This is a genomic window from Paenibacillus qinlingensis, assembly GCF_031455095.1.
GTDB lineage: Bacteria > Bacillota > Bacilli > Paenibacillales > NBRC-103111 > Paenibacillus_E > Paenibacillus_E qinlingensis_A.
Genome location: NZ_JAVDSB010000026.1, coordinates 11,749 through 24,489 on the forward strand (window position 1 = coordinate 11,749; position 12,741 = coordinate 24,489).

The window sequence follows — 12,741 nt, forward strand, 5'->3', positions numbered from 1 at the left end:
AGCGGCGATTTGATGGGATATAAGACCCTTTTGGGGTCTTATTGGGGCGAATGCAGGGCTGGGGCGGCGATTTGATGGGCAATAAGACCCTTTTAGGGTCTTATTGGGGCCAAGCCGGCGCTGGGTCAGCGATTTGATGGGCAATAAGACCCTTTTAGGGTCTTATTGGGGCGAATGCGGCGCTGGGTCAGCGATGTGCTGTGCTTTGAGCATCGGAGTAAGTGTTAGTCCGATATTTCCGAATTAAAACGAGGATACCTCTCACAAAAGCACAAATAGTCAGAATCTGCTGAACTATTTACCCAGTTTGTAAGAAGAGTGCGTTTCGGTCTATTTAGTTAGGCTATTTAGGACTAATGAAGATATGTTGGCGCAGACAGTGAAATTAATTCGATAATGGAGACTGTCGATTAATTCCCAAGCGTTTGCCCTACAATCGATTTTAATGAGTGGGCTCAAAGCAAAAAATATAAAATCGATTTAGAATGACCTGACAGAACGTTTCTCTACTCTACAGCTAAATTTTGCACCCCTGAAATATTTAATCGACAGTCTCTAATGTCGGACTAATGAGTCTCGAAAAGGAGTAATCTGAGCAAAGTCCAGCCTAGAATACAGCTTTCTAATTTATGGGGGGAGCTTTTGAAGACTGCCACGCAAAAAAAGAGCCAAGAATGACTCTTGGCCCTCAATATTTAATACACATTTAAGACAGTAGCTGTCCTGCAACTACTTCCACGGCGTTAATGTACACATGCGTATTTACGGATTCTGGATGCTTCATCCCTTTGACAATTAATCGAATCTCCGTCTCTGTCTCAGGATCTAAACTAGACACACTATAAACTGATTTGCGGAATCCAGTTTGCTGTTTATACGTATCAACTGTCCCTTGATATGTACCATTCAGGTAAACATCGAAGAATCCACCGTCTGCGCATTTCTTCCCAATAACGCTGGCAGCTTCACCCTTGAATCGGAATGATAATTCAGCTCCAGCTGTACCTGATTTGGCCAGTGTTCGAGCGTAGACGTTCCAATCACCATCAGCACGATCCCACTCACCTGAATAATGAATGGCTGGATTTGTGTTTAGGTAGCGCGTACACGACACAGGAGAAGATTCCCGGATGGGTTCGATCCGCAATCCACGGAAGGCGTGACGATGATAGCTGCTTAAGAGCGCAGCATGGCCGCTCGGAATCTCGCTATCTGTATACTCAAACAATTGCTCACCGTTCCAATAGGCTTTGATGGTTCTGCCTTCGAATGCCAGCTCCAAGGCGTACCACGCTTGCGGATCCAAGGCGGTTGTGTCTCCCTGCAAAAGGGGATATTTCCCTTTCATCAGCTCATACCGCCCCGTATGTCGCATGCGCAGCCAGTAGCCTTCCGGCGGCTCATTGCTTTTGGATGTATAGCTGATGCGGCCGCCTAATCCGATATAGCCTGCCTGCTGTTCCAACTGGACTTCTACCGACAAACGATAGTTGGTCCATTCCAGGCTGCCGAAGAGCGTATAGGGTTCGGGTGTTCGACGATACGTCCAGTCAATCGGGATTTGCTCTTCCTTCACTTGCTGCCGAAGGATTAGGCCCCCGTCATCAGAATTCGACTCGAATTCAAATGCGCCTCCTTGATCGGACAAATACTTCGGATTGCCACTGGGACGACCGTCCGTGAAATCATCTCTATACGGAAGTGGGAATACCGATTCCGCTGTTATACTGAGTTCTTCATCGCCTTTACGCTGCCCAGTTGTCGTTGTGATCGTATAGATGGCATATGGCTCGGCTGTGAATTGGTACGGGCCATCTGACTCCAGATGTGTAGCAACCAGTTGAAAATGAGCATATTCGGTTGTCTTCCAGATATACAGCTTCCGATCGGCATTCCCCGTGTTGAATTGGTAACTACATGACGCTGGTCCATTGTTAAGCACGACGATAGAGATATCCTTCGTGTTGGGATCGGTCAGCGTCACATAGCCGCCTGTCTCCAATTGTCCACATGCGTCATCGAGATAGATCCAGCCTGGCTGCATAAATTGTGTAAAATGAGCGATTACCCAAAAACCAGGATCGATCCGGTAATGCCCCGACCATGGCCAAGTGGCAACTAAGATGCCTTTGTAATTGAATGGCGTGTTCTCGTACTCGGCCTCCAATAATGGATGCAGCTCGTATTTCACCATCTTGCCATCGACATACATGTCGATGATGCGTTTGCCGATATGCAAAGCACCTCGGCTAAAGCTGTGTCGGAATGGCGCGAGGTCCTCGCTTAGCCATAGCGATTTCCCGCTGACCTTGGCCGTCTCCGTGCTGTCTTGGCGATAATGCACGCCATAGGCGTGCACAGCCTCGAACAGCTCCGGATCCTCGGCCGCATGGTCGGCGATATCCCAGCCATGGTCGCTATCGTCAGCGACCAGCTTGATATGGCCGAAGCCTTCCCGCCTGAGGCCAGGCACCAGCGTATTCACCGTCCAGTCGCGACTGAATGCGCCCTCATTGATATCCGGACCGAGGAAATCGAATTCGAGTCCGTATTCGTCCCTTGCTCCGCGCAAAAAGTTCAAGTAATACGCCAGCTTATCCTCATCGTTCTGAATCCAGAGCGGCGTCCCCCAGCGCAACGCGTCTAGCAGCAGCGCTGGGTTAATCGCCTTAGCCAGCTTAGCGATCGGCAGCCCGTAGCCTCGCGTAATGTCAAAGTCCGTTCGACTCCGCATATGCGAAGGCTCGGTACCCGCCGAAGTGTTCACATCGGAACCAAGTTCCACCTTCAAATGCTGTAAGCTAACCCCATACATCGGCTTAAACAATAAATCCATAATTTCGTTACGCTGCTGCTCCGGATAATCCATAAGCAGCTTTGACATGCCGTTGCTCGTAATGCCGCCAATGCCTTCAAACACTCGGCCCTGCTTGGCATCCACGCACTTAATGACTCGCGTCTGATTTTCCATCGTAGTTCCCCTTTACTGGGCAGATCGCTCTGATGCGTCTGCCCCCCTAAGGATTATTTTTTAATTTCACTCATAATTTGTTTATACTTCTGATCCTGCTGCTTCGCGATTTCATACATGTCCTTCGCTAAGAAAGCACTATCTTTCTGCGTTGCGTACCAGTTGGTCATCCACTCTTCGACTTTCTTACCATCTGCTTTTTCCCAAATGCTGATCGCTTCTTTCATCGCATCTTCGGTGGAGTATTTATCGCCTTCCACGATGGATTTGGCCCAAACCGTCCCATTCCCAGCACCAACCATGCTATTCACTTGTTTGTCTGTGTTCGTCACAATCGTTGCAAGATCTTTCGGCAGCTGCGGCATATGTTCCGAGTGCGTCAATTCTGCGTAAGGTAAATCGAATGTTAGGTAAGTATCACGCAGCAATTGGTAGTAATCCTGCACACGTGGGTCACTCTTATACTGAACCGCTGCTGTGGAACATTTATTAAAGCGCAAGCCTGTATTCGTCAGCATTTTCATATAAACCGTGATGTCGCTAACTTCTTTCTTAAATTTGTCGGCATCGATAATTTGTGCACAACCGTCAACCGTTTTCGTATGAACGCCTTCCGTCCCATTATCCAACACATCGGCCGTGGAGTCTTTCGCCATGAAATCAATATATTTCATCACAGCGTCTGCATTTTTCGTGGAGGCCGCAACGGCACCTGTCATTTGCACCGGATTTTCCAACGAAGGCGTATAGCGTCCGAATGGACTTGTCGGGAACGGCATCAGCGTCATCGTTGCAGTAGGTACGTTCTTTTGAAGCGGATCTAGAAACTGTGACACGATATCCTGCGGTGTATTAAAGTTCGGTGAAATGATGCCAACTTTACCTGTGATAAAGTCTTGTTTGGCCTTCGCCATATTTTTATCATTGAAAAAGTCCTTATCTACAATGCCTTCACTGTACAGCTTTTTCTTAAAATCGGTTGCAACCTTAATGTTTTCCCAGCTGTACGTCAACTTGCCGTCTTTGACAACCCAAGGCTTAATCGCATAGAACATTTGGTTGATTGTGTATTCCATGGAGCCAGCCAAGGCGATACCAAACGTATCCTTTTTACCATTGCCATCTGGATCCTGTTCCGCAAAAGCCTTCGCAACCTTATATAAATCATCCGTTGTTTTCGGCATGTCGAGACCGAGCTTCTTCAACCAGTCTGTACGGATAATGACGCCACGAAGCGGATTCACCCATTGAATATGGCCAACTTCATAGAGCTTGCCATCTGGCTTGGTGCCAGCTTTACGGAGCAGTGGATTTTGCTCAAGCAGCTTTTTGTAATCTGTGGAGCTCTTTGCAATCAAATCATCCAGAGGCAGCAGTTGCTTCTGCTCGTACAAGGGGTTTCTGATCGTTGGATCAAACACCATTAAGAGGTCTGGAGCAGAACCAGAGGCGAACATGACATTCGTTTTTTCTTTAATTTGGGCAAAAGAAACCGCTGTGAATTTCACATTCTCAGGCCCTTTTTCGTTGATCCATTTGGTCCAGCGATTGGACTCATTGGTTCCTTCATCTTGGGAAACACGTCCTGTGTCGTAAGCGGTTACGGTAATGTCTTTGCGAACCTCTGGCGCTTTGGTTGGTGCCGCTGACACTGATGACGATGCCGCTGGTGATGCAGTAGAAGTGCTTCCCTCATCCTTGGAACAGCCGATAACCGTTAAAGCAAGTACAGCCGTTCCCGCTAAAGCAAGCTTCACTTTCATATTTCTCATGTCTACGTACCCCTTTCATATATGAAACGCTTGATAAGCATGGTGAATCCGATACTGGATGAATCTAACCTTTTACAGCGCCGAGCATAACACCTTTCACGAAATACTTTTGCAAAAAAGGATAGATCACGATCATCGGCAGCATCATAATCATGACACTTGCCGCCTTCAAGGATTCCGGCACAACTTCAACTTGGGCGCCTGTTAAAACAATCTCCTGCAGAAGCTGCTGATTTTGAATCATATTTTGGACAAGGACCGCCAAATTATATTTCGCGGATTCATTGATATAAAGCATCACATTGAAAAATGAGTTCCAATAGCTGACCGCATAAAATAGCGTGATCGTCGCCAGTACAGGCTTTGATAATGGCAAAATGATTTGCAGCAGCTGACGCCATTGCCCGCACCCATCCATTTTACCCGCTTCTTCCAGCTCATCTGGGATGTTCTCGAAGTACGTTTTCATGACGAGCATATTGTATGTATTCACGAGAGCGGGAATCCATAGTGCCCAGTAACTGTTCACAAGTCCGAATGTTTTCACAATGAGATACGTGGGAATCATTCCACCAGTAAACATCATGGTAAAAATCAAAGCCAAGGTCACATAGCGTCTGCCGGGAAATAATTTGCGCGACAGTGGGTAAGCGGTCAGTATCGTAACTAGCATGCTCAGCGCTACACCCACGACAGTAATCACAACACTATTTCTGAAAGCAGATAGCATCCGTGTCCCATCAATCATCGACGTAAAGGCATCCGTATTCCAGCCAACTGGCCAGAACGTGACTCTGCCTGAAAGAATTTCCTGCGTATGACTCAGCGATAACGAGGCAATATGCAGCAAAGGCAGCAAACAGGTCAAGGCGATCAGCGCCAGTAAACCATAATTAAGTCCGAAAAAGAGGCGGTCTCCGAAGGACGTTCTCATGTTTTTATGTCACCTCCACTTTTAAAATAATCCATGTCCGAAACGGCGAGCCAGCGCATTAGCAGAATAGACAAGTACAAAGCCTACAACGGATTCGAAAAACCCCATTGCTGCCGTCAGGCTAAATTGCCCGCCTTGAAGCCCCACGCGATACATGTAGGTCGAGATGACCTCGGAGACACTGGCGTTTAATGAATTTTGCAACACATACACATGATCGAAACCAATCTCCATTACCTTACCTAACTGTAAAATGAGCAGAAGGACGATCGTTGTGCTAATCCCCGGAATCGTCACATAACGAATCTGCTGCCATTTGTTCGCTCCGTCGATATTGGCTGACTCATACAGAGAAGGATCAATAGCCGTTAATGCAGCTAAGTAGATGATGGCATTAAAACCCATTTCCTTCCATATGCCTGAAGAGATAAACACAGCGATCCAACTCTTCGTATTGTATAAGAATGCGAAGGGCTCTCCGCCCGAAAGCTTGATCCAGTTGTTCACGGTGCCTGATTCAATCGACAGGATGGAGATAATCAAGCCGCCCACAATAACCCATGAGAAAAAGTGAGGCAAATAGAGAATCGTCTGCACGATCCGTTTGAACCACATCCGACGAGCTTCATTCAACATGATCGCAAGCGCGATTGGAATGGGAAACCCACAAATAATCGTTAAACCGCTTAGTACAAGAGTGTTGCGGATAATATCCAACGTCTGGTCTTGTTTAAACAAGGTTTCGAAATTCTTCGTCCCGACCCAAGGGCTATGAAGAATACCGTCCGTGAAATTGTAGTCTTTGAAGGCAATGACGAGCCCTCCCATCGGCAAATATTTAAACAGCACATAGAACAATATGCCGGGAATCAACATGAGAATAAGCGGTAAACTTTCCTTCCAGCGAAGCCTAGATTTGGCTTTCACTTTACGCAGCTGACTCGGCATGACTGTGGTATGTATCTCCGAATTTGGGTTCATTGTATCTCTCCTTTCTACTTCTTATTATAGAAGGAAAGTTTCAAACCTACCTTGAATCTGATAAGCAATACCTCGAAAATTATACGGAGATTAAGGAGTAAAAAGAGAAGGCACGCAGCGAACTCGCTACATGCCTTTTAATCTTATAGCCAAACTACCCCATCTTCCGATATTCACTCGGCGAGCAATGCACCCAAGTACGAAAAACCGTAGTGAAATAGTTCGGATCCTCGTAGCCGACCGATTCGGCGATTTCGGATATTTTCATATTCGTATTGCTTAACAGAATTTTCGCCTTCTCCAAACGGAACTTCGTTAAGTAGTTGGTATAGCTTTCGCCCGTTTCTTTTTTGAAAAGGTTGCTAAAGTAGCTCACACTGAGATGTACATGCTGGGCGACATCATGAATGGAGCAAGCTCCCTCGTAATTTCGCTCCATATAGGCGATGGCTTTATCCAGTAAGTTGACATTTTTACCGGCAAGCCACGAATTTAACAGCCACATAAAGGCCTGTATCTGTTTGGATAGCCACTCCGCGACTTCGATGGATAATCGAATGGGCTGCAGCGCCTCAATCCACTCCCCGAGCCCCTTCTCTTCGGCGTCCTCTCCATCCAAGGCCCGCTTACTTGCTGCGGCAAGTGCCAAGGCCGTGCTGAGTCCCTCGATTTTAGCATCGTTCACATTCATCTCGGTCACTTGCCGGAGATGCATCTCCAAGTATTCACGCAGCTGTTCTGTTTTTCCCTGTACGATGAAGGACATCACTTCGGTTTGGATGCTTTTGCTCCGAGCAGCATGATCAGGGATCTGCAGTTCCGCTTTGCCGCTCCCCTCATAAGAAGCGAAATGACCATATAAAGGGCGTACGCTCTCATAAGCTTCTGACCGGAGTGTTAAGCCGAGCAGGCTTTGTGTGGATGCCACCAACCCAAGCTCGAAGGAGGTGAGCGAGTAAGATTTATCGGTCAGCACAGCGAAAACATCGTGCTTCACATTCGTAATGCTGCCAGATAACTGCGAGATGGTAAGCCATTCCTTCATCATATTCAGTAAGGCAAATTGCAGCAGTCTCGCGTCTTCGCGCCGATAGCTTTTGGATGTCGGTGTGTAAGTGTCGACTGCAAATACCAATAGCTGTCTACCCTCACAGGTCATTTGCAGACGTGCCACTGCATCTTCATCCATCGGGAGGCCCACCAGCCATGACTGAATTTGATGCTCGAACAAGCGATTTTGCTCTAGTTGACTGCGTTCAGCCTGCTCTTGTCGCTCCGCATACAAACGATAAGCTTTCTCCAGTGGAGGTACCAATTCTTGAGCGGAGATTGGCTTCAGCAGGAAATCAATGGCCCCATAGCGTAGCGCCGCTTGTGCAAATTCAAAATCCTTATGCGCTGTTAGCACCATCACGTCGATTGAGCGGCCTAACTCAGAAATGCGCTGGCAAAGCTCGACGCCGTCCATTTCGGGCATGCGAATATCTGTAATGACCAGATCCGGCTCAAGCTCTTCGATGAGAGATAAAGCTTGTACACCGTTCTCAGCCTCACCAATGACAGTCCAACCGGCATGGCTTGCTTCGATCATTTTAGACAAGCCCCTGCGTATGAGATGCTCATCGTCTACAAGTAACAGTTTCCCTTTCATCGCTGCCGACTTCCTTCCATCTGGGTTTGAACGGGGAGTATTAGTTTCATCGTCGTGCCCGCATTAGGTTCACTGTGGATAACTAATCCATACGGAGAACCATACATAAGACTGACACGTCTGATCACGGTTTTCAGTCCAATTCCACCAGTGGCACATTTTGGCTCCTCTAGCCTGCGATGCTGCAGCTGCATGATTGTATCCATCTTCTCCTGTGTCATACCTCGACCATTATCACTAATTTCAATACATAATAAGGATTGATCAATGTACACCTTGATGCGCAGAATGCAGATTTTGGACATTTGAGCAAAAGCGTGCACGAAAGCGTTCTCCACCAGCGGCTGCAAAATGAGCCGAATAACTGGAAGCTGCTCCGCTTCCTCGTCTACTTGAATGAACGTCTCGAGTCTGCCGCCAATCCGTACACTTTGAATATGGATATATTTCGTAATATGTTCAATCTCATCTTTTACGGTCGTATAGGCATTCGGATTCTGCAGCGCATAGCGCAGCAGCCCAGACAAGGAAAGCACCAACTGAGCCGCCTGTTCGTCATTCTCACCCAGGTACAGCTTCATATGAATCGTATCCAAAGTGTTATAAAGGAAATGAGGATTCAATTGGGCTTGCAGCGCTGTAAGCTCAGCTTCCCGCTCATTCAACTTACGTTCATACACTTCCTCAACAAGCGACTCAATATTCGCTGCCATTTCATTAAAGCTATGGCCTAGAAACGCGAGCTCGTCTTGAGTGGAGATGCGAATCCGCGTATCGAAGCGGCCACTGCGGAGCTTTTTCATCCCCGTAACTAATGTGTGCAGGGGTTTGAGCAATCTTTTGCCCGTGAAGAAAATGAGTAAAGAAGCTAGTAATATACTGACAAGACCTGAATAGAGGGCGATTTGGAAAATAACCTGACTCTTCTCGTTAATGGACTTCAGTGATAAGGTGCTGATGAGTGTCATCCCGGAGTCTTGCGTCTTATTGCGGCTAACGAGGATCGACTCCCCATTCGACTTCACTATTTGGGAGTTTGGTACGTGTAACAGGTCCTCTAACGTAAAGTTGCTATTAGGCTTCACATTTGTATACACGACTTTATCATTACTATCGAGCAAGATCACCTGCGCATTCTCACCTCTGGCTAATTCATCGAGAATCGAACCAAAGATGGATTGATCGTAAAATAAAATCAGATTGCCGTAGAGCTCTTGCTTCTTGTTCTTCATATAGCGTGCCGCCGAGATCACGTTGCGATAGCCGGAGCTTTCGATGCTCGATATTTTCAAAGGCTGCCACACCAGCTCACCGTTAGATCCCTCTAAGGAGCGAAGAACTGCTGCATAGTTGGCATCACTGAGGGGGATGACGGTACCTGCATTATTTTCAAAAAAATAGCCGGAGCCTTTCGTATTGTACACATACATGCTGGAAAGCTTGGGTTCATCAATCGAGATCTGATTCAGCAGCTTCGTAAGCTCGTCCTGATCGAGTAATCGGTTGTAGAAAGTATCATCGGCACGCTCTGCTGAGCGCCTAAGAATATCTTCAATGTAGGGATGGAATACGATATAATTCGTCGCTTTATATAGATTCTGAATTTGTGTTTCGACACGAGCAGTTGCTTGCTCATTGGCCTTAGCGAACTGTTTGCTAATTTCCGTCGTAAAAAGTTTGAGATAAACGGTATAGGTGGCATACCCAGAAATGAGGAAGATCACCATAATCAACACGGATAACGAGGCGATGAGTTTAAACGATAAATTCTTCTTGAACATGTGCACACCCCCGTACACGTATTATAGCTTACAGGAGATTCTAACGCCTCGAAAATTATACGTTTTCTCTCGAAAATTATATAGAAAAACCTCTGGTACAAGTACCAGAGGTTTGCGTATATTACCAAGCATGACTTATTTCTTCGCAGTTGCGTACCAATCGTTCACTTCTTTGAAGCTTGCATCTCCGCCTGAAGTTTTGAATTTCGCTTGGAATGCTTCAAGACCTGTAATCGCTTCAGCACCAAAGATTAGCTTCGTTGTGTAGTCGTTAACCATTGTGTTCAGCTGTTGGAAATTCTTAGAGAATTCAGGCAGGTAAGGAGCAAAGCCTAATGGATCGATGATTCTCGTATTTGCTGGTTGAATTGTGTTCATGAAGTTCCATGCATCGAACAAACGCATATCTTTACGAACACGTGCTTGCCAATAAGTCGGATAGATTTTATCGTCTGTGCCCGTCAAGAAGTTGTTAGCTTGATTTCGCTCATCCGTAAAGATTGGAAGAATTGGTGTATAAGCGCCATCTTTTAACGTGAAATGTTTATTTTCTTCACCAATCGCCATTGTTCTGAACGTATCTTTTTCAAGCTTAGCGTTCATCCACTTGATCGCATCTTCCGCATGTTTCGAAGATTTAGGAATATAAGTAATACGATCGAATCCTGCAGAAGCACTTAAACCCATTTTTCCATCTTTACCTTTTAGCGTTGGAATATACGTTGCTTTGGCTGTAGGGATATTTTTGATCAATGCATCATTAATGGTAGGTACATCAGCCCAGTGAAGCATGATAACACCTGCTTTACCGCTTGAGAATTTCTCTTTGGCTGTTGCATCTTTATTAGCTGCGAACTCTTTGTCGAGCAAGCCTTGTTTGAACAGATCACCAACAAAGTTCACGTAATCTTTATAAGCAGGATCCAACACACGCGGTGTTAGCTTGCCGTTCACATCATTCCAGAAGTTCGCGATGCCAAATGCACCAGCAATGTTAGGGATAATAGGAGCTTCACCTTTGACGGTTAAAGGGATATTTTTATCACCGTTTCCGCCAGGATCTTTTTCTTTGAACGCTTTAAGAACAGCAACAAGTTCGTCTGTTGTTGTAGGCGCTTTCATACCTACTTTGTCAAGCCAGTCTTGACGAATGTACAAACTTTCACCTGCAAATGGCGTTGTTTTTGTTGGGACCGCATACAATTTCCCATCTATTTTGGCAGCTTCTAAAGCGGTAGGGTCAATAGCTGCTTTAATGTTCGGACCAAATTTGTCGATTAGCGGTCCTAAGTCTGTTAAAGCGCCTTTTTTAGCATAATCCGCATATAGGGCTTTGAAGTCAGTTGATCCGACCGTTGTAATTGCATCATACGGCTCACCAGAAGCAATCAAAATGTTAAGTTTGTCTTGTGGCTTATCTTGTGGCAACATATCATATTGCACTTTATAACCTGTTGCTTGTTCTAGGTATTTAGCTACTGGATATGTGTTATAATCATCCTTTTGCCAAATTTGAAGCGATTTCAATTCTGGCTTTGGTCCAGCTGGAGCAGTACTTGCGGCTGCTGTGCCAGCAGGTGCTGGTGTGCTGCTACCTGTATCCGTGCTTTTGGAAGCACAACCGACAAGAGATGTTACAGATAAGCTCGCTGCTACAGCTAGAAGCATCATTTTCTTTTTGTTTTTTAACATGTGTGTAAACCCTCCCTAGTCTTGTGTTTAATATATCATTAAACCCTTGATGATAACATCAAGGGCGTTAATGCAAATTCACCCTTTTACGGACCCAATAAGTACACCTTTGACAAAATGCTTTTGCAAATATGGATACACGAGCAACATCGGGATAATCGAAGCGATTACGGTTGCAGCTCGAATGCCTTCCGGTGATACGTTCATCATATCGTCGACACTTTTGAGCGCCGCACTGGAGCTGTCAGCATCCATGACGATATCACGCAAGTAGAGTTGCAGTGGCTTAATACTTGAGTCATTGATGTAAAGCATAGGATGGAAATAGTCATTCCAGAAATAAACCGCATAGAAAAGTGCAATTGTTGCGATTACCGGTACGCTTAAAGGAATAATAATCCGCCATAAAATCGTGAAATTTCGAGCGCCATCCATTTTGGCTGATTCTTCAAGTGCTTCTGGTAAGGATTCATAATAACTTTTGATAACTAGCATATTGAATACACTAATCAGTGCTGGAAGCATCAGTGACCATAAGCTGTCGATGAGATGCAACTGTTTCATCAGCAAGTAATTTGGAATAATACCGCCGTTAAACATCATCGTGAATATAAACAACACCATAATGATGGAAATACCGGGAAGATGTCTTTTGGACAAAGGATAAGCTGTTAGTGCCGTCACCACAATCGCAAGCACTGTACCTACAACCGTGATCAAGAGTGAAATCCAAATCGAGCTAAGGAACTGGCTGGAGGACACAACATACTTCATCGTATCCAGCTGGAAGCCGACTGGGAAAATCCCTACTTTACCCGATACAACAGCCGATTCATCACTGATCGCTTTGGACAAAATATTGGCTAGTGGCAGCAAAGTAGCTAAGCCGCACAGCAGTAACACTAGATAAATACAGCAGTCAAAAATCCAATCACCAAGCGTTTTCTTATGCATACTTT

Annotated in this window: 8 protein-coding genes; all 8 read right to left on the reverse strand. The window is 45.8% G+C overall.

Annotated features, from left to right (window positions below):
• Window positions 1-706: 706 nt before the first annotated feature.
• On the reverse strand, window positions 707-2,971 hold the full coding sequence (locus J2736_RS32080; protein WP_310502621.1) for a glycoside hydrolase family 30 protein: 2,265 nt from the start codon (window positions 2,969-2,971) through the stop codon (window positions 707-709).
• A 53-nt stretch (window positions 2,972-3,024) separates the two neighbouring features.
• A complete protein-coding gene (locus J2736_RS32085; protein WP_310502622.1) occupies window positions 3,025-4,743 on the reverse strand; it encodes an extracellular solute-binding protein in 1,719 nt (572 codons plus the stop codon).
• A 64-nt stretch (window positions 4,744-4,807) separates the two neighbouring features.
• On the reverse strand, window positions 4,808-5,677 hold the full coding sequence (locus J2736_RS32090) for a carbohydrate ABC transporter permease (protein WP_310502623.1): 870 nt from the start codon (window positions 5,675-5,677) through the stop codon (window positions 4,808-4,810).
• A gap of 21 nt (window positions 5,678-5,698) precedes the next feature.
• Window positions 5,699-6,658 carry an ABC transporter permease gene (locus J2736_RS32095; RefSeq protein ID WP_397342109.1) on the reverse strand — a complete coding sequence of 320 codons (960 nt, stop codon included), beginning with the start codon at window positions 6,656-6,658 and terminating at the stop codon, window positions 5,699-5,701.
• A 154-nt stretch (window positions 6,659-6,812) separates the two neighbouring features.
• Window positions 6,813-8,309, reverse strand: a complete 1,497-nt coding sequence (locus J2736_RS32100; RefSeq protein WP_310502624.1) for a response regulator transcription factor — start codon at window positions 8,307-8,309, stop codon at window positions 6,813-6,815.
• Complete coding sequence (locus tag J2736_RS32105) at window positions 8,306-10,090, reverse strand: cache domain-containing sensor histidine kinase (protein WP_310502625.1); 1,785 nt, start codon at window positions 10,088-10,090, stop codon at window positions 8,306-8,308. The genes J2736_RS32100 and J2736_RS32105 overlap by 4 nt, the downstream gene beginning before the upstream one ends.
• A 135-nt stretch (window positions 10,091-10,225) precedes the next feature.
• Window positions 10,226-11,782, reverse strand: coding sequence for an extracellular solute-binding protein (locus J2736_RS32110; protein WP_310502626.1), 1,557 nt, complete (start codon window positions 11,780-11,782; stop codon window positions 10,226-10,228).
• 78 nt (window positions 11,783-11,860) lie between these two features.
• Complete coding sequence (locus J2736_RS32115; protein WP_310502627.1) at window positions 11,861-12,736, reverse strand: carbohydrate ABC transporter permease; 876 nt, start codon at window positions 12,734-12,736, stop codon at window positions 11,861-11,863.
• Between the last annotated feature and the right edge of the window lie 5 nt (window positions 12,737-12,741).

Coding starts and splice junctions, on each gene's coding strand:
- J2736_RS32080 (WP_310502621.1), bottom strand. CDS start 2,971: ATGGAAAATCAGACGCGAGTCATTAAGTGCGTGGATGCCAAGCAGGGC.
- J2736_RS32085 (WP_310502622.1), bottom strand. CDS start 4,743: ATGAGAAATATGAAAGTGAAGCTTGCTTTAGCGGGAACGGCTGTACTT.
- J2736_RS32090 (WP_310502623.1), bottom strand. CDS start 5,677: ATGAGAACGTCCTTCGGAGACCGCCTCTTTTTCGGACTTAATTATGGT.
- J2736_RS32095 (WP_397342109.1), bottom strand. CDS start 6,658: ATGAACCCAAATTCGGAGATACATACCACAGTCATGCCGAGTCAGCTG.
- J2736_RS32100 (WP_310502624.1), bottom strand. CDS start 8,309: ATGAAAGGGAAACTGTTACTTGTAGACGATGAGCATCTCATACGCAGG.
- J2736_RS32105 (WP_310502625.1), bottom strand. CDS start 10,090: ATGTTCAAGAAGAATTTATCGTTTAAACTCATCGCCTCGTTATCCGTG.
- J2736_RS32110 (WP_310502626.1), bottom strand. CDS start 11,782: ATGTTAAAAAACAAAAAGAAAATGATGCTTCTAGCTGTAGCAGCGAGC.
- J2736_RS32115 (WP_310502627.1), bottom strand. CDS start 12,736: ATGCATAAGAAAACGCTTGGTGATTGGATTTTTGACTGCTGTATTTAT.